At 69.3% G+C, this 21,766-nt stretch carries 17 protein-coding genes and 2 pseudogenes; 9 read left to right on the top strand and 10 right to left on the bottom strand.

Annotated features, from left to right (window positions below; all coding sequences use genetic code 11):
• Positions 1-315: pseudogene (locus Q0W60_RS14660) on the top strand (calcium-binding protein); the annotation flags it as partial.
• A 428-nt stretch (positions 316-743) separates the two neighbouring features.
• A complete protein-coding gene (locus Q0W60_RS14655; RefSeq protein ID WP_297696822.1) occupies positions 744-2,231 on the top strand; it encodes a family 16 glycosylhydrolase in 1,488 nt (495 codons plus the stop codon).
• On the opposite strand, the gene Q0W60_RS14650 is transcribed toward Q0W60_RS14655, so the two are convergent.
• The 3 genes from Q0W60_RS14650 to Q0W60_RS14640 form a co-directional block, all read right to left on the bottom strand.
• A complete protein-coding gene (locus Q0W60_RS14650; protein ID WP_297696821.1) occupies positions 2,228-3,649 on the bottom strand; it encodes a M20 family metallopeptidase in 1,422 nt (473 codons plus the stop codon). The genes Q0W60_RS14655 and Q0W60_RS14650 overlap by 4 nt on opposite strands.
• Before the next feature lie 70 nt (positions 3,650-3,719).
• A complete protein-coding gene (locus Q0W60_RS14645) occupies positions 3,720-4,253 on the bottom strand; it encodes a hypothetical protein (RefSeq protein WP_297696820.1) in 534 nt (177 codons plus the stop codon).
• A 41-nt stretch (positions 4,254-4,294) separates the two neighbouring features.
• Positions 4,295-4,474 (bottom strand): hypothetical protein, encoded by a 180-nt coding sequence (locus tag Q0W60_RS14640; RefSeq protein ID WP_297696819.1) that lies wholly within the window; start codon positions 4,472-4,474, stop codon positions 4,295-4,297.
• Between the two features lie 332 nt (positions 4,475-4,806).
• Here Q0W60_RS14640 and Q0W60_RS14635 point away from each other — a divergent pair, with 332 nt between their 5' ends.
• Genes Q0W60_RS14635 through Q0W60_RS14625 form a run of 3 tightly spaced genes read left to right on the top strand, consistent with a single transcriptional unit; the run spans position 4,807 to position 9,469 of the window.
• Complete coding sequence (locus tag Q0W60_RS14635) at positions 4,807-6,600, top strand: FAD-dependent oxidoreductase (RefSeq protein WP_297696818.1); 1,794 nt, start codon at positions 4,807-4,809, stop codon at positions 6,598-6,600.
• Entirely contained in the window at positions 6,585-8,417 is a 1,833-nt protein-coding gene (locus tag Q0W60_RS14630) for a 2-oxoacid:acceptor oxidoreductase subunit alpha (protein WP_297696817.1), read from the top strand. The genes Q0W60_RS14635 and Q0W60_RS14630 overlap by 16 nt, the downstream gene beginning before the upstream one ends.
• Positions 8,414-9,469, top strand: a complete 1,056-nt coding sequence (locus Q0W60_RS14625) for a 2-oxoacid:ferredoxin oxidoreductase subunit beta (RefSeq protein WP_297696816.1) — start codon at positions 8,414-8,416, stop codon at positions 9,467-9,469. The genes Q0W60_RS14630 and Q0W60_RS14625 overlap by 4 nt, the downstream gene beginning before the upstream one ends.
• Before the next feature lie 18 nt (positions 9,470-9,487).
• Here Q0W60_RS14625 and Q0W60_RS14620 read toward each other — a convergent pair whose 3' ends face one another.
• Together Q0W60_RS14620 and purM are read right to left on the bottom strand one after the other, a co-directional pair.
• Entirely contained in the window at positions 9,488-10,177 is a 690-nt protein-coding gene (locus tag Q0W60_RS14620; RefSeq protein ID WP_297696815.1) for a hypothetical protein, read from the bottom strand.
• Positions 10,177-11,208, bottom strand: coding sequence for a phosphoribosylformylglycinamidine cyclo-ligase (gene purM / locus Q0W60_RS14615; RefSeq protein ID WP_297696814.1), 1,032 nt, complete (start codon positions 11,206-11,208; stop codon positions 10,177-10,179). Before purM ends, Q0W60_RS14620 begins: the two co-directional genes overlap by 1 nt.
• 89 nt (positions 11,209-11,297) lie before the next feature.
• Between purM and rnd the strand changes: the two genes are divergently transcribed.
• Entirely contained in the window at positions 11,298-12,476 is a 1,179-nt protein-coding gene (gene rnd / locus Q0W60_RS14610) for a ribonuclease D (RefSeq protein WP_297696813.1), read from the top strand.
• A 468-nt stretch (positions 12,477-12,944) separates the two neighbouring features.
• Positions 12,945-14,003 carry an SDR family oxidoreductase gene (locus Q0W60_RS14605; RefSeq protein WP_297696812.1) on the top strand — a complete coding sequence of 353 codons (1,059 nt, stop codon included), beginning with the start codon at positions 12,945-12,947 and terminating at the stop codon, positions 14,001-14,003.
• Here Q0W60_RS14605 and Q0W60_RS14600 read toward each other — a convergent pair.
• The 5 genes and pseudogenes from Q0W60_RS14600 to Q0W60_RS14580 form a co-directional block, all read right to left on the bottom strand.
• A complete protein-coding gene (locus Q0W60_RS14600) occupies positions 14,000-15,502 on the bottom strand; it encodes a Ppx/GppA phosphatase family protein (protein WP_297696811.1) in 1,503 nt (500 codons plus the stop codon). The genes Q0W60_RS14605 and Q0W60_RS14600 overlap by 4 nt on opposite strands.
• Complete coding sequence (locus tag Q0W60_RS14595; RefSeq protein ID WP_297696810.1) at positions 15,483-17,693, bottom strand: RNA degradosome polyphosphate kinase; 2,211 nt, start codon at positions 17,691-17,693, stop codon at positions 15,483-15,485. Before Q0W60_RS14595 ends, Q0W60_RS14600 begins: the two co-directional genes overlap by 20 nt.
• Before the next feature lie 93 nt (positions 17,694-17,786).
• Positions 17,787-18,431 carry a chromosomal replication initiator DnaA gene (locus Q0W60_RS14590; protein ID WP_297696809.1) on the bottom strand — a complete coding sequence of 215 codons (645 nt, stop codon included), beginning with the start codon at positions 18,429-18,431 and terminating at the stop codon, positions 17,787-17,789.
• Between the two features lie 88 nt (positions 18,432-18,519).
• Positions 18,520-19,284: pseudogene (locus Q0W60_RS14585) on the bottom strand (arginyltransferase).
• An 86-nt stretch (positions 19,285-19,370) separates the two neighbouring features.
• Positions 19,371-20,273 carry a flagellar motor protein MotB gene (locus tag Q0W60_RS14580; protein WP_297696808.1) on the bottom strand — a complete coding sequence of 301 codons (903 nt, stop codon included), beginning with the start codon at positions 20,271-20,273 and terminating at the stop codon, positions 19,371-19,373.
• A gap of 93 nt (positions 20,274-20,366) precedes the next feature.
• Between Q0W60_RS14580 and Q0W60_RS14575 the strand changes: the two genes are divergently transcribed.
• Both Q0W60_RS14575 and Q0W60_RS14570 read left to right on the top strand, forming a co-directional pair.
• Positions 20,367-21,230, top strand: coding sequence for an NAD(P)-dependent oxidoreductase (locus tag Q0W60_RS14575; protein WP_297696807.1), 864 nt, complete (start codon positions 20,367-20,369; stop codon positions 21,228-21,230).
• Entirely contained in the window at positions 21,227-21,709 is a 483-nt protein-coding gene (locus Q0W60_RS14570; RefSeq protein ID WP_297696806.1) for a GNAT family N-acetyltransferase, read from the top strand. The genes Q0W60_RS14575 and Q0W60_RS14570 overlap by 4 nt, the downstream gene beginning before the upstream one ends.
• The last annotated feature ends 57 nt before the right edge of the window (positions 21,710-21,766 follow it).

Raw genomic sequence — 21,766 nt, 5'->3', positions numbered from 1 at the left:
ATGCGCGGCGGCCAGGGGGATGATTCCATCGCCGGCGGGATCGGCGCCGACTGGATCTCGGGCGACCGCGGCTCCGACACCGTCAGCGGCGGCGGCGGGGCCGACATCTTCCACAGCTTCTCCGGCGCCGGCGTCGACGTGATCCTCGACTTCAACGCCGCCGAGGGCGACCGGGTGCAGCTCGATCCGGGCACCAGCTACATGCTGAACCAGGTGGGCGCCGACACCGTCGTCGACATGGGCGATGGCGACGAGCTGATCCTGAGGAACGTGCAGCTCGCCACCCTGCCGCAGGGCTGGATCTTCACCCTCTAGACGGCGCCCGACGCACAATCACCGCAGACGGCCGGACGCCCGGGCCCCGTGCAGGGCCCCGCCGGCGGCGTTCGTCCTGATTTCTGCGCGACATGTGCCCTCCGCCACGCGGAAAGGTGTGGCGAGACGCCGCGCGGCCGGGCGTCGCAGCAGTTAAGCCTTGCAGCCCCATTTCGAACACTCTCGCAACCAGGTAGTCGTATGCCGACTGCGGTTTAGCTGAACTCGGCGGAACTGCAGAATATGTCTGAAAAACGGCATCATTGCTCTTCGGACACATCCGTAACTACCAAGCTTATCCGTAGAAGACCTGTGCGACATCTCGTCGGGTCAGAACTTCTCCAACGCGTCATCTAGGGTCCAGGTCCGCGTGACGGACGGGTCGCGCGGCATACGGCGCAGACGCGCCGAGCAGACCAGGAGTCCAGATGGCGGCGACGCTCACCTTCGACGACGAGTTCAACACCCTGAGCCTGTGGAATGGCTCGAGCGGCGCCTGGTCGACGACGACCGGCTTCTCGGATCCCGCCGGCAACGGCTCCTCGTACCCGGCCAACGGCGAGCAGGAGTGGTACATCAACGCCAACTATGGCCCGACCTCCTCGGTCCATCCCTGGACCGTCAGTGACGGCGTCCTGACCCTCACCGCGCAGCGGGCGGATCCTTCGATCGTGCCGTACCTGGGCTCCAACCAGGCGGGTTTCCCGGGCATGGGCGCGTACCAATGGACCTCGGGACTGATCGGGACCGACCACTCGTTCAGCCAGACCTACGGCTACTTCGAAATGCGGGCGCAGCTGCCTGCGGGGCAAGGCATGTGGCCGGCCTTCTGGCTGCTCAAGGAGGACGGTTCGTACCCGCCGGAGATCGATGTCATGGAGGCGGTCGGGAAGGATCCATCGACGGTCTACACCACGGTGCACACCGCCGAGACCGGCGTCCCCACGGCCGAGGGTCTGGGTGAGAACGTCGGCAACTTCGCGACGAGCTACCACGACTACGCGGTCGATTGGGAGCCGGACACCATCACCTTCTACATCGACGAGAAGCAGGTCTACCAGGTGGCCACGCCTGCGGACATGCACAGTCCCATGTACATGATCGCCAACTTGGCGGTCGGCGGCAGCTGGGCGGGCGCGCCGGACGCCAGCACCCCGGCCATCAACCAGATGAACATCGATTGGATCCGCGCATGGGATTCGAACCCCTACACGAACGGCGGAGCGATCCCGGGCGGCTCATCCCAGACGTCGGTCCCCCTGCCGGCGAGCGGGACCCCCGTGGCGGCCTCGGGGGCGCAGACGGCGCCGGACTTCGGTGGCTGGCTCGCGGGCGGCGATGCAAGCGACACGCTCACCGGAGGCGCGAACGGCGAGAACACCTTGCAGGGCGGGGCGGGCGACGATTCCCTGCTGGGCGGCGGCGTCTTCGACAGCCTGATGGGCATGCAGGGCAACGACAGCCTCGACGGCGGTTGGGGTGGCAACGATTGGCTGGTCGGCGGCCAGGGGAACGATCTTCTGGTCACCCACACCGGCGATGGGCTCCTGTACGGCAACCTAGGCAATGACACGCTGCAAGGCGCGGATGGCCATGATGTCATGCGCGGCGGCCAGGGCGACGACAGTCTCTCGGGCGGCGCAGGCGACGACTGGCTTTCCGGCGACCGCGGTCATGACACCGTCGCGGGCGGGGCCGGAGCCGACGTGTTCCACAGCTTCGCGGACGCTGGAGTCACCATGGTGACGGACTTCCACCCCGAGGAAGGCGACCGCGTCCAGGTCGACCCCGGCGACACCTATGCTGTGAGTCAGCAGGGCGGCGACGTGGTGGTCGACATGTCCGCCGGCGGCGAGGTGGTTCTGCAGAACACTCAGCTCTCGAGCCTGCACGACGGCTGGATCTTCGCCGCTTAACGGGCCGCCTGCTGCGCGTGGTCGGCCAGGATCATCGCGGCGCACGCCGTCAGGTTGCGCGCGGTCGGGATGTGCAGGAATTCGTTGGGCCCGTGGGCGTTGGAGTGCGGGCCGAGCACGCCGGTGATCACGAACTGCGAATGCGGGAACTTCTCCCCTAGCATTCCGATGAACGGGATCGTGCCGCCTTCGCCCATCAGCGCCGCCTCGCGTCCGAACGCGGCCTGGGAGGCGCGCTGCAGCGACTGCTCGAGCCAGGGGGCGAGCGGCGGGGCGTTCCAGCCGGAGCTCGCCTGATTGCCGTCGAAGCGCACTTCGGCCCCCTGCGGCGGATCGGTGGTGAGGGCCGCCGTCAGGGCCTGCTGCGCCGCGCCCGCGTCGGCGGTGGGCGGCAGCCGGACGCTGAGCTTCAGGGTCGTCCGGGGGCGCAGGACGTTGCCGGCGCTCTGCGGTGGCGGCAGGCCCTCGGCCCCCACCACGGCGAGTTGCGGCCGCCAGGTGCGGTTCAGAACCAGTTCGACCCCATCGGTGGTCAGCGGCCGCGTGCCGCCCGCGAACGGGAACTTGCGCCAGAGCTCCTCGCCCAGCGCCGCCGCGGCGACCTTGGCCTGGTCGATGCGCTCGGCCGGGACCTGGACGCGCAGCGCGTCGAGCCGGATCTCGCCGCTCGCCTCGTCTTCGATGCGCGACAGCAGCGCGCGGGCGATGCGGAAGCTGTCGGGCGCCACGCCAGAGGCGTCGCCTGAGTGGACGCCTTCCTCCAGCACCTCGACCGTGAGCAGGCCGCCCGCCAGGCCGCGCAACGAGGTGGTCACCCACAGCTGGTCGTAGTTGCCGCAGCCGGAATCGAGGCAGATCACCAGCGACGGCGAGCCGATGCGGTCGGCCAGATGGTCGACGTAGAACGGCAGGTCGTAGCTGCCGCTCTCCTCGCAGGCCTCGATCAGCACCACGCAATGGGCGCGCCGCACATTCTGCCGCTGCAGCGCCAGAAGCGCCGCGGTCGAGGCGTAGATGGCGTAGCCGTCGTCGGCGCCGCCGCGGCCATAGAGGCGCTCGTTGCGGATCACCGGCGTCCAGGGCCCAAGTCCCTCGGACCAGCCGGTCATCTCCGGCTGCTTGTCGAGATGGCCGTAGAGCAGGACGGTGTCGTCGATCTCGCCCGGCGCCTCGATCAGGATCACCGGCGTGCGTCCCCCGAGCCGCACCACCTCCAGCGTCGCGCCGGGGATCTCCTCGAGCTTGGCCTTGGCCCAGTGGACCATGTGCTCCACGGCGCGATCGATGTGGCCGGTCGTCTGCCAGTCGGGATCGAAGTGCGGCGACTTGGCGGGAATGGCGATGTAGTCGACGAGCTCGGGGACGATCTCCCGGCTCCAGATCTCGTCGAGGAAGTCGGTCAGGGCCGATACGTCCACGGGCGGTCTCCTGCTGGCGGCGGCCCGCTTTACAGCGCCGGGCGCGGCGCGTGGAAGGGCGATCGTGCGCTCAACCGGCGGCGCGCAGCGGATCGGTCGCGCAGTCCGCGCGACTGATGTCGACGCTGAAGAACGGCCGCCCCGGGCTCGGGTAGTAGGTGTAGCGAAGGCCATGGCGGCAGCCGGTCGCCTGCCCGGTAACCCAGGCCTTGTAGCCGGAGCGCGCATCCTGCCCGGGATCGGCTCCGAGGCGGCGCTGGAAGACCCTCTCGGCCGCCGCGCGATAGGCGGCGACGTCGCGGCCGTGGATGTTGATGTCGCACAGGCCCGGACTCACCCGGACGTTCGCGAGCCCCGGGTAGGCGCCGGCCCAGTAGGGGTCCGACCCGCCGGGGTCCATGCTGAACATAGGGCGGATGTAGTTGAGGCGCAGGCCGCGCATCGCCTCCCGTTCGGTCTTTTCGCCGAGCAGGTAGGCCAGACAGCCGCGATCGAGCACGTATTCGAGGGTCAGCGCCTCGGGCGGGACGCCGGCGGGGTTGGGGATCGGCGGCGTCAGGGCCGCGCAGCCCGCGAGCAGGGCGGCGGTGGCGGCCGCGAGCATTCGCCGGCCGCGCATTGGGGGCGAATCAGGCTTGGCGGGGTTCAGAGGCCGCGCAGGCGGCGCAGCAATTCGGCGTTCTCGATCCGGGCGCGGCGCTCGTTGATCTCCTGGTACAGGTTGACGGGGTCGGCGTCCTCGTCGAGCGGGGCGGCGAAGGCTTCGCGCCCGGGCATGATCGCGTCGGAGGCGGGCGTCGGCACGACATCGCTCGAAGTTGTCATGGTTCACGTCTCCCGCGCCCCGGGTCAGGGGCTCCCGCCTGTTAAGGTATCATTTACCTCCCGACGCGGCCAGAGCTTCGCCGGCCGGGAAATCCATTCCGTGGGTCACGTTTGGTTGAGGCGAAGCTTTCCGGGAAGCCCGAAAGATCGGGCCAAGCCGCGTTTCGGAAACGCAAAATCAGTGAACACGGATCAGGAAAGGCTTGGCTAGGCCGGCGCGGCGGACGTAACCTCCCGTCATCACGCCGCGTCGTGCGGGACAGGGCCCCTCTGCCGCTTTACGGCAGTCGCCGCGCCGCACGGGAGTAGAGCGTTTCGGGAAGGAATACGTTTTGCAGCGGACGAGTAGCTGGGGGCCTGAGTACTTCCACAAAGTCGTCGATTGTCAGTGGGCCTGTCCGGCGCACACGCCCGTGCCGGAATACATCCGCCTGATCGCGGAAGGCCGCTACAGCGACGCCTACATGATCAATTGGACGTCGAACGTCTTCCCCGGGATCCTCGGGCGGACCTGCGACCGGCCGTGCGAGCCGGCCTGCCGGCGGGGCCGCGTTGAGGACGAGCCGGTGGCGATCTGCAGGCTGAAGCGGGTCGCGGCCGACAACAAGTCCGACATCACCGGGCGGCTGCCGAAGCCCGCCGGCAAGTCCAACGGCAAGCGAATCGCCTTGGTCGGCTGCGGCCCGGCCTCGCTGACCGTGGCGCGCGACCTGGCCCCGCTCGGCTATCAGCTCGTCATCTACGACGGCGACGCCAAGACCGGCGGCATGATCCGCAGCCAGATCCCCCGCTTCCGGCTGCCGGAGGAGGTGATCGACGAAGAGGTGGGCTACATCACCGGCCTCGGCGGCATCGAGCTGCGGATGGGCGCGCGCATCGACAGCCTGAAGGCGCTGCTGGCAGAGGACTATGACGCGATCTTCGTGGGCTCCGGCGCGCCGCGCGGCCGCGACCTGGAGATTCCCGGCCGCGAGGAGGCGGCGGCCAACATCCACATCGGCATCGACTGGCTCTCCAGCGTCTCGTTCGGCCACATCGACAAGATCGGCAAGCGGGTGATCGTGCTCGGCGGCGGCAACACCGCCATGGACTGCTGCCGCACCTCGCGCCGGCTGGGCGGCGAGGACGTCAAGGTGATCGTCCGCTCCGGCTTCGAGGAGATGAAGGCCTCGCCCTGGGAGAAGGAAGACGCGATCCACGAGGACATCCCGATCATCAACTATCGGGTGCCGAAGGCCTTCACCCACGCCGAGGGCAAGCTCACCGGCGTGCTGTTCGAGGTGGTCAGGGCCGAGTACGACGAGAAGGGCCGCCGCAAGCTGATCCCCTCCGGCGAACCGGACGAACACTACGAATGCGACGACGTGCTGGTGGCGGTGGGCCAGGAGAACGCATTCCCCTGGATCGAGCGCGACATCGGCGTGGAGTTCGACGAAGCCTACGACATGCCCCGGGTCGACGAGGCGACCATGCAGTCGACGATCCCCCACGTCCTTTTCGGCGGGGACGCGGCGTTCGGCCCGAAGAACATCATCTGGGCGGTGGCGCATGGCCACGACGCGGCGATCTCGATCCACAAGCTGCTGAACGGAGAGGACGTGAAGGTCCGCCCAGCGCCCGACTTCTCGCTGGTCAGCCAGAAGATGGGCATCCACGAGTGGAGCTACGACAACGACATCTCCAACGACCGGCGCTACCGCGTGCCGCTGCGCGAGAAGGCGGTGGCGCTGAAGAACGTCAAGCTGGAGGTGGAGCTGGGCTTCGACCGCGACCTCGGCCTGAAGGAGGCGGAGCGCTGCCTCAACTGCGACGTGGAGACGGTGTTCGCCGACAAGCTGTGCATCGAGTGCGACGCCTGCGTCGACATCTGCCCGATGGACTGCATCACCTTCACCGAGGACGGCGAGGAGGCCGAGCTGCGCACCCGGCTCAAGGCGCCGGCCGTGAACCTGACCCAGGACCTCTACGTCTCCGGCGCCCTGCCGACCGGTCGGGTGATGGTGAAGGACGAGGACGTCTGCCTGCATTGCGGCCTCTGCGCCGAGCGGTGCCCGACGGGGGCCTGGGACATGCAGAAGTTCCTCCTCGATATGACGCATGCGGGGGCGGCATGCCTGAGCAACTGAAGCCGCGGGTGAACGACTTCGTCGTCAAGTTCGCCAATGTGAACGGCTCGGGGTCGGCGAGCGCGAACGGTCTGTTCGCGCGGGCGATCCTGCGGATGGGCGTGCCGGTGGCGGCGCGGAACATCTTCCCGTCCAACATCCAGGGGCTGCCCACCTGGTATGAGGTGCGGGTGACCGAGGAGGGCCACCTCGGCCGGCGCGGCGGGGTCGACCTGATGGTCGCGATGAACCCGCAGACCTGGGACAGGGACGTCGCCGAGATCGAAGCCGGCGGCGTTCTTTTTTACGATTCCACCAAGCCGCTGCCGGCGAGCAAATTCCGCGACGACGTCGCCGTGGTGGGCGTGCCGCTGACCGCCATGTGCAACGCCCGCTATCAGGTCGCGCGCGAGCGGCAGCTGTTCAAGAACACCGTCTATGTGGGTGCGCTGGCGGCGCTCCTGGGCATCGAACGCAAGGTGGTCGAGGAGTTGCTGGCCGAGGACTTCGCCGGCCGCCAGCGGCTGATCGACGCCAACATCGAGGCGCTCGGCCTGGGCTTCGACTATGTCCGCGAGCAGCTGAAGCCCTTGAAGCTGCAGGTGCGCCGCGCCGACAAGGTGGGCGAGCGGATCTACGTGGAGGGCAACGCCGCCGCCGCGCTGGGCGCGGTCTACGGAGGGGCCACGGTCTGCGCCTGGTATCCGATCACGCCTTCGACGTCGCTTGCGGAGGCCTTCACCGGCTATTGCCAGCAGCTGCGCACCGATCCAGAGACCGGCCAGGCGCGCTACGCCATCATCCAGGGCGAGGACGAGATCGCCTCGATCGGCATCGTGGTGGGAGCGGGCTGGAACGGCGCCCGAGCGTTCACCGCCACCTCTGGCCCGGGCGTCTCGCTGATGACCGAGTTCATCGGGCTCTCCTATTTCGCCGAGATCCCGGCGGTGATCTTCGACGTCCAGCGCGGCGGGCCTTCCACAGGGATGCCGACGCGCACCCAGCAGGCGGACATCCTGGCCGCGGCCTACGCCAGCCACGGCGACACCAAGCATCCGCTGCTGCTGCCCTGCGATCCGGGCGAGTGCTTCGAAATGGGCGCGCTGGCCTTCGACCTCGCCGACCGGCTGCAGACCACCATCTTCGTGATGCTCGACCTCGACATCGGCATGAACGAATGGCTGACCGAGCCCTTCAAGTGGGACGACGCCCGCAGGCTCGACCGCGGCAAGGTCATGACGGCCCAGGAGTTGGAGGCCGGCCGCGACTTCGGCCGCTACCTCGACGTCGACGGCGACGGGATTCCATACCGGACCTATCCCGGGACGCATCCGTCCCTGGGCGCCTATTTCACGCGCGGCACCTCGCGCAACCCCTACGCCCGCTATTCCGAGGAAGGCTCGGTCTACGTCGGCAACATGGAGCGCCTGCTCCGGAAGTTCGAGACGGCCAAGGCCCTGGTTCCGGCGCCGATCCTGCGCAAGGCGAGACGCAAGACGCCGGACGGGGTGCTGTACTTCGGCTCGACGACGGCGGCCATGCAGGAGGCGCTCGATGCGCTGGAAGGGCAGGGGCGGCACCTCGACGCCATGCGGGTGCGCGGCTTTCCGTTCGCCGACGAGGTCTATGCCTTCATCGCCGCCCACGAGCGGGTGTTCCTGGTCGAGCAGAACCGCGACGCGCAGCTCAAGACGCTGATCGTCACCGAAGGCGGCGTCGATCCGGCGAAGCTGGTCTCGGTCCTGCACTACGACGGAACCCCGATCACCGCCCGCTTCATCGCCGGCGAGATCGCGACGCTGATATCCGTCGCGCCGGTCATCGAGGCTGCCGAATGACCTACATCACCAAGCCCCAGCTGCATCATCCGGCGCTCGCGAAGAACGCGCTCGGCTATACGCGGCGCGACTACGAAGGGCGGGTCTCGACGCTGTGCGCGGGCTGCGGCCACGATTCGATCTCGGCGGCGATCATCCAGGCGGTCTACGAGCTGGAGCTGCCGCCGCACCGGATCGCCAAGCTCTCGGGGATCGGCTGCTCGTCGAAGACGCCGGACTACTTCCTGGGCCACAGCCACGGCTTCAACACCGTCCACGGCCGCATGCCCTCGGTGCTGACCGGCGCCAATCTGGCGAACCGCGACCTGATCTATCTGGGCGTCTCCGGCGACGGCGATTCGGCTTCGATCGGCCTCGGCCAGTTCGCCCATGCCATGCGGCGCGGCGTGAACATGCTCTACATCGTTGAGAACAACGGCGTTTACGGCCTGACGAAGGGCCAATTCTCGGCCACGTCCGACAAGGGCTCGAAGTCCAAGCGCGGCGTGGTCAACCACGACGCCGGCATCGACCTGGTCTCCATGGCGCTCACCCTCGGGGCGACCTTCGTGGCCCGCTCCTTCTCCGGCGACAAGGACCAGCTCACGCCGCTCATCAGGGCCGGGCTGATGCACCAGGGCGCGGCGTTCATCGACTGCCTCAGCCCTTGCGTGCAGTTCAACAACCACGCGGGTTCGACCAAGAGCTTCGACTATGTGCGCGAGCACAACGAGGCGGTGAACCGGCTGGACGTGATCACGCCGCGGGCGCCGATACACGTCGACTATGCGCCGGGGGAGACCGTGCAGGTGGCCCAGCACGACGGCTCGGTGCTCAGTCTGCACAAGCTCGCCGAGCTCTACGATCCCTCCGACCGCGCCGCCGCCCTGGGCTTCCTGCAGGCCAAGCAGGCGCTCGGCGAGATCGTCACCGGCCTGCTCTACATCGATCCCTCGGCCGGCGACCTGCACGAGGCGCTGAACACGGTGGAGACGCCGCTCAATGCGCTCGCCGAGCCGGAACTGGTCCCTGGCGCCGCAGCGCTCGAGGCCATCAACGCGAGCCTGCGCTAACGCCGGCAACGGAGCGGTTTAGCGCCGCCGGTGTGCGGCCGCGGCTTGGGCGGCCGTCATGGGGAGCTCGTCCAGGGTGAGCTCACCGTCACCCCGACGATCCAGCTGCTTGAACCGGCGATCCGCCGCCGCCAGGAACTCGGCCTTGGTGATGCGTCCGTCGAGGTTGGCGTCGGCCGCGGTCAGCGGCTCCGGCTCGGCGAGCAGTCCGTAAGCGGCGGCGCCGACGTACTGGATCGGCGCCTTGCGCTGAGCGCCCAGGCTCGGCGGCGGGCCTTGGGCGCCTTCGCCGAGATTGGGGTCTTGGCCGTAAGCGCCGAGACCCTGGACGAGGATCAGCTTGGCCGGCGGCGCGAGCGCGCCCAGCTCCTGCTGGCGGCGATAGACATCGGGTAGGAAGCGGTTCTCGTAGAAGCTGATCTCGGCGCTTTCGATGACGCCGTTTCCGTCGCTGTCGAGCGCGTCGAAGAACCCGGCGTGGTCGGCGCGGAACTCCGTCAGGTCGATCTTGCCATCGTGATTGAGGTCGGCCTGCTTGAACCAGAGCACGATCGGATAAGGGTCGCCCGGGCGGCCGCGATAGGGTTCGCCGCAGGGACTGATGAAGAGCTGGGTGAAGCCGGCGGCCTCGGGCGTGCCCGGCTGGGCGCCGAGGGCGGGGCTGCTCAGCATGAGGACGGCGGCCATGGCCAGGAGCGCGCGTCGCATCATGAACCCCGCGCCGCCAGCTGGCCCATGACGAACGCGTCCTCGCCGGCGGCGGCGAGGTTGGCGAGGACGCTCGGCATGTCATCGGGGCCGACAATGAGCATCAGGCCGACGCCGCAGTTGAAGGTGCGGCGCATCTCGGCGTCGGCGACGCCGCCCACGCCCTGCAGCCATTCGAACACCGGCGGCGCGGCCCACGCGTTCCAGTCGAAGCGGGGGACGAGGCCCTCGGCGACGGCGCGCGGCGGGTTCTCGACGAGGCCACCGCCGGTGATGTGGGCGAGGCCCTTGATGCGCCCGGCCTTCAGCTCGGGAAGCACCGAGCGGACGTAGATGCGGGTCGGCGTCAGCAGCGCCTCGGCGAGCGTCTGGCCGGATGCGAACGGCGCCGGCGCCTCCCACCCGAGGCCGGAGCGCTCGACGATCCGGCGGATCAGCGAAAAGCCGTTGGAGTGTGGCCCCGAGCTCGCCAGGCCGATCAGCAGATCGCCGGCGCGCTGGTCCGCCAGTCGCGGCAACACCTTGTCGCGGTCGACCGCGCCGACGCAGAAGCCCGCCAGATCGTAGTCGTCGCCGGCGTACATCCCCGGCATCTCGGCAGTCTCGCCGCCGACCAGGGCGCAATTGGCCTGCCGGCAGCCCTCGGCGATTCCGGCGATCACGCTCGCGGCGGCGTCCACATCCAGCTTGCCGGTGGCGATGTAGTCGAGGAACAGCAGCGGCTCGGCGCCCTGGGCAAGCAGGTCGTTGACGCACATGGCCACGAGGTCGACGCCGACCGTGCCGTGCCGGCCGGTCTTGATGGCCAGCATCAGCTTGGTGCCGACGCCATCGGTGGTGGAGACCAGCAGCGGGTCCTCGTATCCCGCGGCCCTGAGGTCGCAGAGGGCGCCGAACCCGCCCAGCGCCGGGATCGATCCGGGCCTGGCCGTGGAGCCGGCCAGCGGCTTGATCCTTTGGACCAGCGCGTTTCCCGCGTCGATGTCGACGCCGGCTTGCGCATAGGTCAGTCCGTTGGGCCGCTCGCTCATCGGGAAGGTCGACCTTCGAAGGGAATTGTGGCGCAAATGCGCGGATCGCGTCTTGCAGACTCGCACCGCCGCGAGGCTATAGCTAATCGATGACGCCGATCACCACCACCGCCGAACTGGCGGCGTTCTGCGACAAGCTGAAAGGCCAAGCCTTCGTCGCCGTGGACACCGAGTTCATGCGTGAGACCACCTACTGGCCGAGGCTGTGCCTGATCCAGGCGGCGGCGGCCTCGGCGGAGGCGGTGATCGATCCCCTGGCCGAGACCATGGACCTGGAGCCGTTCCTGGAGATCCTCCGCGACGGGCGGATCCTGAAGGTGTTCCACGCCGCCCGCCAGGACGTGGAGATCTTCAACAACCTGAAGGCCATGCCGCGGTCGCTGTTCGACACCCAGGTGGCGGCGATGGCGGCGGGCTACGGCGAGCAGATCGCCTACGACGCGCTGGTGCGCCAGATGCTGAAGATCGAGATCGACAAGTCCAGCCGGTTCACCGACTGGGCGCGGCGGCCGCTGTCGGATGCGCAGCTTTCCTATGCGCTCGCCGACGTGACGCACCTGGCCAAGCTGTATCCCCTGCTGCGCAAGCGCCTCGAACAGGAGGGGCGGCTGGGCTGGGTCTCCGACGAGATGGCGAGCCTCACCGATCCTTCCAACTACGACGTGGATCCGGAGAACGCCTGGCGCCGGCTGAAGCCGCGGCGGCATACGGCCAAGTACCTGGCGGTCTACCGTGCGGTGGCCGCCTGGCGGGAGCGCACGGCGCAGGCCCGCGACCAGCCGCGCGGCCGCATCCTGAAGGACGAGGCGATCGACGAGGTCGCGACCCAGGCGCCGCTCGACGCCGATGCGCTCGACCGGCTGCGCTCGGTGCCGAAGGGCTTTTCGGGCTCGCGCTTCGGGCCCGACCTGCTCGCGGCGGTGCGCGAGGCGCTGAAGGACCCCGACGGCTACGCGCCGGTGATCGAGCGGGCGAGGGCGCCGTCCTCGCCGGCGGCCGGAGCCGTCGTCGAGCTCCTGAAGGTGCTGCTCAAGGCGCGGGCGGAGGAGGCTGGCGTCGCCTCCAAGCTGATCGCCACGGTCGCCGACCTGGAGCTGATCGCCAACAACGACCAGGCCGATACCGCGGCCCTGAAGGGCTGGCGGCGCGAGGCGTTCGGCGAGGACGCCCTGAAGCTCAAGCGCGGCGAGCTCGCCCTGGTGCTGGACGGCGCGCGCGTGCGCGTGGTGGAGGTCCGGCGAACGCCGAAAGCCGCCAGCGCCGGCTAGCTCCAGCATCCGGCCTCGGTTCCTGAGGATGAAACCAAGGCATTGGAAAACCTGGCGTATGTCGCGCCATCCGGCGGTTATCCACAGACTGTCCACGCGCAGAACCAAGGTTCTCCCACAGCCGCCGGGCGCGCGCCCATTGCGCCCCGACCGGGGTTAGGGGAAGGTCCTCTTGCCGACAGGAACTGCGGCGCGACGGATCGGGAGACCGGCACGTTTCGGCGCAGGAGTTCTTCAAGGAAAGGCGGTCCGGGGCGACCCGGGTTTGCGGTTCTTGCGGCGCCGGGGGCGAGCGAGACGCTTCGGGGGGCGACCCCTGGCGCGAGGAGTTCCTTCCGGACCTGACGGCCTAGATCCCCCAACGGATCTGGTTCAGAGGGCGGCGGTTCGGGCGACCGGATCGTCGCCCTCTTGCCATGCGCCGACGCCTTCGCGGTAAGCTCGCCCACCCGCGGAGGAGGGCTCATCATGGACAAGCCGCTTCAGGGTCAGGTCGCGCTGGTCGCCGGGGCGACGCGGGGGGCGGGCCGAGGGATCGCCCGCGAGCTCGCCGCGGCTGGCGCCAAAGTCTGGTGTACGGGCCGCAGCACGCGTGAGCGTAGCGCGACGCCTGGCCGGCCGGAGACCATCGAGGAGACGGCGGAGCTGATCGCGGCCGAGGGCGGCGAAGCCGTCGCGGTGCGAGTCGATCATACGATCGAGGCGGAGGTCGAGGCCCTGGCCCGGCGCCTGCGCGAGGACGACGGTCGCCTGGACGTCCTCGTCAACGACATCTGGGGCGGCGACGAGATGGTCGACTGGAACGCCAAGTTCTGGGCGCAGGACATCGAAAAGGCTCGGAAGCTGGTCGATCAGGCCGTGTTCAGCCACCTCATCACCGCGCGCCATCTCGCGCCGATGATGGTCGCGGCCAACCAGGGGCTGATCGTCGAGGTGACGGATGGCGAGATGCCCGGCTACCGCGGCCAGGTCGTCTATGACTTTGTGAAGGCCGCAGCGATCCGGCTGGCCTATGCCTTCGCCTGGGACCTGGCCGGGACCGGGGTCACGGCGCTCGCGATCACGCCGGGATTCCTCCGCTCGGAGGCGATGTTGGACCGGTTCGGGGTGAGTGAGGCGAACTGGCGGGACGCCGCCAAGGAGCACTGGGATTTCCAGTTCTCCGAGACGCCGCGGTTCCTCGGGCGCGCCGTGGCGGCGCTCGCGGCGGATTCCAAGGTCGGGCGGAAGTCGGGGATAGCGCTCAACGTGGGGGATCTGGCCGAGGAATACGGCTTCGACGACGCGGACGGGTCGCGGCCGCACTTCTGGCGCAACGTGGACGGCTGGCTGGAGACGCAGATCGCCGAGGATGGCGAACTGAAGGGCAAGGCCCGCCGGATGGCCCAGGCGCGCTATGTGCAGATCCATCCCTCGGCGGCGCACGCGGCGAAGGCGAGGCGCTTTGCGGAGAAGCTCGGGATGCGCGGATTGGGCGCCGGCCTCAGGCCGCTCGACGTCGCCGCGCCCCGGCGCGATGGCGACTAACCGAGCTCCGGCTTCAGCTTGAGCACGGCGGCGAGCGTCTGAGCGCGCTTGGCGGTCTGCTCGCCCAGCAGCATGTCCTCCCAGCCCGGCGCGGCGGTAAGTGCGAGGCGCTCGCCCTTGATCGCCAGGCTGGAGCGCTCCAGGAGCCGTGGATTGCGACCGGAGAGGTCGCAGCCAAGTCGGATGGCCGCGCCCAGGGCGCGCGCCCGCTGCCGCCGCTCGGGGCTCAGCACCCGCGCCACGGTGGCTTCCTCGGGCGTCGTGCTGGCCGCGGTGTGGCGCGAGAACATGGCGCTCGCCAGGAACGCCCGCTCGGTGTGGTTCATGCCGGCGATCGGCGCCCGCAGCACCTGCTCGAAGACGACGTCGGCGCGATGATCCGGGTGCAGCCGCGCGCCGAGATCCGCCAAGCGGCAGGCGGCGGCGATGAGGGTGGCCTCGCGGTGGTTCTCGAACAGGGCGGGAAGCTTCTCGAAGGCCGGCGCGATCCAGGCCTCCAGCGCCCCGCCCAGTTCGGGTGAGAGGCCGCGCGCCGCGGTCAACACTTCGCAGCCCTCGATCAGCGGGTCGCGCCGGCGGACGTCGGCCGCCATCGAATCCAGCAGCAGGCCCTCGCGAAGCCCGAAGGCGGAGACCGTGACGCGCTTGACCCCGAGCGCCTGGATCACGCCCTCCAGCACCAGGGCGGCGTAGGGCAGGGTCTCGAAGCGCTTCTTTGAGAGGCCCTCGATGCGCTGCAGCGAAGCCTTGGATTGCCGCGCGACGAAGCGGGCGACATCAAGGGCGTCGGAGCGGCCCATCTCGTACTGGTGGGCCACGCGCAAGGGATAGTCGGCGAGCTCCATATGCAGCAGGGCGAGGTTGCGCCAAGCCCCGCCGACCGCGTGGAATTCGCGGCTGGCGAAGCGGTTGGCCTGCGGCGCGAGCGCCGCCTCGATGGCGTGGCGGGTGCGGTCCATCGCTAGCGGCCTTGGCGCGCCGAGCGCGAAGGGCCCGAGCGGGAGCGACAGGCCGTCGGCGGCGCCCGCGTGCCCATCCAGGCGCACGAGCTCCAGGCTCGAGCCTCCCAGGTCGCCCACCACGCCGTCGGCGTCCGGCTGGCCGGCGATCACGCCGAAGGCCGCATAGTGCGCTTCCTCCTCGCCCGACAGCAGCCGCACGCTCAGCCCGGTCTCCTCGCGGACCCGCTTCATGAACATCGGTCCGTCGGCCGCCTCGCGAACCGCGGCGGTGGCCACCACCTGCACGTCCTCGCCGCTCCAGCCGTCGAGCAGCGAGCGGAATCGCCGGAGCACGGTGAGGGCGGCCTCGATCCCCTCGGACGAGAGCCGGCCGGTCGCCGGAAGATCACGGCCGAGGCCGGCCAGCGACTTCTCGTTGTAGACGGTCCAGATGGCGCGTCCATCGAGCCGGTAGATCACCAGGCGGACCGAGTTGGACCCGATGTCGACGACCGCCGCCTGGCGGGGCTCGACTCGGCTATCCGCGCGCAGCCACATGATCGATCGCGCGCGGCATGTCCTTCACCTTCTGGCCCCGCCCCGACAGGCTGGGATTGGTCATGAAATACTCGTGCGCGGAGAAGGCGCTCGGATGGTCCCAGGACGGTTCCCGCGTATAGCGGCCGTCGGCGTCCAAGGTCCAGCTCTGCGCTTCGTCCTTCAGGTTGGCGAGCATGATCTGCTGCAGAACCTGCTGGTGCACCGTCGGGTTCTCGATCGGCGTGAGGCACTCGATCCGGCGTTCGAGGTTGCGCGGCATCCAGTCGGCCGAGGAGATGAAGACCCGGGCGCGGCCGGAGGGCATCGGCGCGCCGTTGGCGAAGGCGACGATCCGGCCGTGCTCCAGGAAGCGGCCGACGATCGACTTGACGCGGATGTTCTCGGAGAGCCCCGGAACGCCCGGACGCAGACAGCAGATGCCGCGCACCACCAGGTCGATCGACACCCCGTCGCGGCTGGCCGCATAGAGGGCATCGATGATCTCCGGGTCGACCAGGGCGTTGAGCTTGGCCCAGATCGCGGCCGGCTGACCGCTCCGCGCGTTCTCCGCCTCCTGTCCGATCAGTCGCAGGAGGTCGCGCTTCATGGTGATCGGTGAAAAAGAGAGCTTCTCCAGCCGCTCAGGCTGGGCGTAGCCGGTGACGTAGTTGAACAGGCGGATGGCGTCGCGGCCCAGCGCCGGGTCGGAGGTGAACAACGACAGGTCGGTGTAGATGCGCGCCGTCACCGAGTGGTAGTTGCCGGTGCCGAAGTGACAGTAGGTGCGCAGCGTCTCGCCTTCCTTCCGCGCGACGGTCGAGAGCTTGGCGTGGGTCTTGTACTCGATGAAGCCGTAGACCACGTGCACGCCCGCCCGCTCGAGGTCGCGGGCCCACTTGAGGTTCGCCTCCTCGTCGAAACGGGCCTTGATCTCGACGACGGCGGTGACGTTCTTGCCGTTCTCGGCCGCCTCGATCAGGGCCGCGACGATCGGGCTCTCCTTGGAGGTCCGGTAGAGCGTCTGCTTGATGGCCACGACGTTGGGGTCGCGCGCGGCCTGCCTGAGGAACTGCACCACCACGTCGAAGCTCTCGAACGGGTGGTGGACCAGGATGTCCTTCTCACGGATCGCGGCGAAGCAGTCGCCGCCATGGTCGCGGATGCGCTCGGGGAAGCGCGGCTCGTAGGGCTTGAAGCGCAGTTCGGGCCGGTCGCTCGGGATCAGCTGGCTGAGCTCGTCCAGCCCGAGCAGGCCTTCCACGAGGACGATGTCCTGCGGCTCGGCCCTGAGATTGGTCGTGATGAAGGCCTGCAGCTCTTCGGGCATGGCCGCTTCGACCTCGACGCGCACCACCGAGCCCATCCGCCGCTGCTTGAGCAACGCCTCGTATTCGCGCACCAGGTCCTCGGCCTCCTCCTCGATCTCGACGTCGGAGTCGCGGATCAGCCGGAACACCCCCTGGCCCTCGATCTCGCAGCCGGGGAACAGATGGTCGACGAACAGCGCCAGGAATCCCTCCAGCGAGACGAAGCGGCGCTCGGGGCGCTTGCGCCCGGACCTGGCGGCCGGCAGCTCCCAGAAGCGTGCGACCTGAGCCGGGATCGGCACCAGCGCGTAGAGCAGCCGATTGTCGGAGCCGCGCCGCAGCTTCAGCACCAGCGAAAAGGCGAGGTTCGGGATGAACGGGAACGGATGCGCCGGGTCGATCGCCAGCGGCGTCAGCACCGGAAACAGCTGCGAGAAGAAGGTCTCCTCGAGCCCCGCCCGCTCGGCCGGGGTCACCTCGGCGGCAGGCGCCAATACCAGCCCCTCGGCGGCGAGCTGGCCGCACAGCGCGCCCCAGCGGGCCTGCTGGTCGGCCATTAGGTCGGCGGCCTCGGCGTTGACCCGCTCAAGCTGCTCGGCGGGGGTGAGGCCGTCCTGGCTGATCACCTGCACGCCCTCGCGAAGCTGCGCCTTCAGGCCGGCCACGCGCACCATGTAGAACTCGTCGAGGTTGTTGGCGCTGATCGCCAGGAAGTTCAGCTGCTCGAGCAGCGGATGGCGCGGGTTCATGCTCTCGGCCAGCACCCGCCGGTTGAAGGCCAGCCAGGAGAGCTCGCGGTTGAAGAAGCGGGCGGGCGAGGCGGCGAGCGCGTCATCCCAGGCATGGACGGCGTGCGCGGCATCGTTCGCAACGGGCGATGCGACGGGCGCAGCAAGGCTCATTCCAGGCGTCTCCAAGGGGCGGCCAGTCGCCGGCAAGATTAGACCCGGACATTAACCCAGATGTGAACGCGCCCGGGAAAAAGCCAGATTTGCTCAATCGCCCTCGAGAATCCGCCGCGCCAGCACCCGCGACACGGGCTTGAGGTCATCGGGCGCTTCATCGAGCTGGCGCACCACCTCGCGCGCGGCGGCGGCCGAGCGCTCGATGCGGCGCAGGAGGAAGGGATAGACGTCGCCTCCGGGGCGGATGTTCCGCTCCTTGAAGAACTTGCGCAGGAGGCCCTCGAGGACCTGGTCATCCGGCGGCTCGATCTCGGCGACGGGAAGCGCGTTCAGCCGCGAACGCAGGTCGGGCAGCCCGGCCGGCCAGGCGATCGGCGGCGTCCGCGCGCTGAGCAGCAAGCCACCGCCGCGCTTGCCGGCCAGGTTGATCAGATGGAACAGGGCCTCGTCGGAGACGCCCCGATCGACGTCCTCCAGGAGCGCGGGCCGACCGTCCGCGGCGGCGACCTCGGGCGCCAGGCGCTCGAGCGCCACCGCGCGCGCATTGCCCGCCCAGGCGAGCGCCAGATGGGTCTTGCCGACGCCCTCCGGCCCGACGAGCACGAGGCAGCCGCCGTACCAGCGCGGCCAGGCGTCGATCGCCGCCGTCGCCTGGGCGTTGGAGGGCCCATGCACGAACTCGTCGCGGGCGTAGGAGGCGGGCCGGCCGAGCCTCAGGCGAAGCTGTCGGGCCATGGCGCAGGCGGGGCGGAACGGGTCACGCGCGGGCTTCTAGACGCCCCGGCCGGCGGCCGCCAGTCGAGGATTGGGGCGTCCGAGGCGCTCAGGCGGGATCGCGCGCGCCGGGCTCGCGGCCGGCGACCAGCGTCCAGCCCTCCGGCTTCAGGAGCTCGATCGGCGAGAAGCGGACCTTGTAGTCCATCTTCTCCGACCCCCGCACCCAGTAGCCCAGGTAGACGTAGGGCGACTCGGAGAGCGCGGCCTGGACCACGTGGTCGAGGATCACGAACGAGCCGAGGCTGCGGCGGCTGATGTTGGGATCGTAGAAGGACTAGACCAGCGAGAGGCCATCGCTCATCACATCGACGAGGGCGCAGGCCATCAGGTCGCCCGGGCCGCTGCCGTTCGGCCGGACGCGGTATTCGACGATGTGGGTGCGGACCGCGGTGTCCTCGACCATGGCGACGTAGTCCGGCCAGGTCATCTCGGCCATGCCGCCGTCCGCATGGCGGACGTTGAGGTAGCGCCGCAACAGGTCGAACTGCTCCATGGTGGCTTCGGCCTCGACCACGTGCCGGGTCAGATCCTCGTTGCGCGAAAGCGTCCGGCGTTCGGAGCGGGAGAAGAGGTAGTCCAGCACCGGAATCCGCGCCGAGACGCAGGCGGCGCAGCCCTCGCAGGCCGGGCGATAGGCGATGTTCTGGGAGCGGCGGAAGCCGACCTGGGTGAGGCTGTCGTTCACCGCCGCGCCGTCGGCCAGCGGCAGGTGGGCGAACACCTTGCGCTCGTATCGCTCGGGCAAATAGGGGCAGGGCGAGGGCGCGGTCAGGAAGAACCGGAGCTGACGGGTCGGAAAGTGCTGCGTCACGGACTTCGGATCGCCCTAATGCTCACCTGCGCGGCTCTGACGGGATTAGGCGTCATGCCGGGGCTTTGCGCAAGGCTGAGCCGAAGCTAGAGGCCTGAATCCGGTGGCAGAACCGGCGCCTCTCGCAACAACACGATGGCGATCCGACGGTTGCCCGGCAGAGTCGGATCATCGGGATAAAGCGGCTCGGAGGCGGCCTTGCCCGAGACTTGATAGACGCGGTCGGGGTCGACGCCGGCGCCCTGGAGCACCTTCCGCGACGCTTCGGCGCGCCCTGAGGACAGCGTCCAGTCGCCGTCGCTCTTCCTGCCGCCGGTGCTGGCCGAGGTGTGGCCATAGATGCTGATTCGGTTCGGCAGCTGGTTGATCACCTTGGCGACCGCCCGCAGGAGCAGCGTCGCCCGGGCGTTCGGCTTGGTCGAGCCCTCGTCGAACATCGAGCGGCCCTCCTGGTCCACGAGCTGGATGCGAAGGCCCTCGGGCGTTTGGTCGATGATGATGTTCTTCGAGAGCTCCGCCAGCTCCGGCATGTCCTGCAGCGCCTGGCGCAGGGACTGGGCCGCCGACTGGAAGGCGGCCGCCTCCCGCTTCTCCAGCTCCTTGCGCAGCGCCTCGGTGTTGGCGCTCTCGGCGTTGGCCTTGGAGGCGTCCTTGTTCTTGCCGTTGTTGGGGTTCTTCGAATCCGGCGCCAGGTCCTGGATGATCGAGGACGAGCCCTGGCTCTTTGAGCCGTCGGAGCCCAGAGCGGTGCCGCCCAGGATGCCGCCGGAGCCGGAGGTGGTTTCCGACACCGACGCCGGGGCGAAGTAGTCGGCGATGCCCCGCTTCTGCTCGGGGCTGGTGGTGTTGATCAGCCACATCAGCAGGAAGAAGGCCATCATGGCCGTCACGAAGTCGGCGTAGGCCACCTTCCAGGCGCCGCCGTGGTGGGCGCCCTCGACGACCTTCTTGATCTTCTTGACGACGATCGGCTGCTCGCCCACCGACATCGGCAACACCTCACGCCCGGACTGACTCGCGTCAGCCTGCGCGAGGCCCGTTAAGATGGCGTTGCGGAGAGAGTTAATGCGCGGAGAGCTGGCATGAGAGTCGCGTTCGCGGGGCTGGGCGTGATGGGCTTTCCCATGGCCGGGCATCTGGCCAGGGCCGGGCGCCAGATGACGGTGTTCAACCGCAGCCCCGAGAAGGCGCGGCGCTGGGCCGGGACCTACGCCGGGCGCGCCTGCGCCAGCGCGGCCGAGGCGGCCAACGACGCGGAGCTGCTCGTGCTGTGCGTCGGCAACGACGACGACGTGCGGCAGGTGGTGCGCGAGGCGCTCCCCGCCATGGCGGCGGGCGCGGTGGTGGTCGACCACACGACGACCTCGGCGGTGGTCGCGCGGGAGATGGCCGCGCTCGCGGCCAAGGACGGGCGCGGCTTCGTCGACGCCCCGGTCTCCGGAGGACAGGCCGGCGCCGAGGCGGGCCAGCTCACCATCATGTGCGGCGGCGAGGCGGCGGCCTTCGAGACCGCGCGGCCGGTGATCTCGGCTTACGCCAAGGCTGTCCGGCTGATGGGCGGCCCGGGTTCGGGCCAGCTCACCAAGATGGTCAACCAGATCTGCATCGCCGGCGTCGTCCAGGGGCTCGCCGAGGGCTTGCATTTCGCCCGCCGCGCCGGGCTCGATCCGGCGGGCGTGTACGAGGCGATCTCGAAGGGCGCCGCTCAATCCTGGCAGATGGACAATCGCTGGAAGACCATGAGCGAGGGCAGGTTCGACTTCGGCTTCGCCGTCGACTGGATGCGCAAGGACCTCGGCCTGCTGCTCGACGAGGCGACCCGCAACGGCGCCCAGCTCGACATGACGCGCATGGTCGACGGGTTCTACGCCGAGGTGCAGGCGATGGGCGGCGCCCGCTGGGACACCTCGAGCCTGGTCGCGCGCCTGGAGTCTCCGGCCAAGTGACCGAACTCCGCACCGAGCGCCTGACGCTCGCCCCGCCGACGCTCGAGGACGCGCCGTTCGTGCTGGAGCTGCTCAACGATCCGGGCTGGATCGCCAACATCGGCGACCGCGGCGTCCGCACGCTCGAGCAGGCGCGAGCCTATATCGGCGAGCGGTTCGCGAAGACGCCCTGGTTCGTGGTGCGCGATGCGGAGGGCCGGCCGCTCGGCATGTGCGGCCTTGTCGAGCGCGACGGCCTCGATTGCCCGGACATCGGCTACGCCTACCTGGAGCGGCATTCCGGCAAAGGCTACGCCACCGAGGCGGCGCGCGCGGTCCTCGCCTACGGCCGCGAGACCCTCGGGCATCAGCGGATCGCAGCGATCACCGCGCCTCACAACACACCCTCCCAGCGCGTGCTGGAGAAGATCGGGCTGCGCTTCGTCCAGATGATCAACCTGCCGGGCCACGCCGAGGCGAGCGCCTATTTCACGACCTGAGGCGCGCGATGGCCAGGGCTGGTTAAGCGGACCTTAGCGAACCTCGGTTAGCAGGTT

It is taken from the genome of Phenylobacterium sp., from assembly GCF_025934275.1.
GTDB lineage: Bacteria > Pseudomonadota > Alphaproteobacteria > Caulobacterales > Caulobacteraceae > Phenylobacterium.
This window is presented reverse-complemented; position numbering and strand designations above follow the sequence as displayed.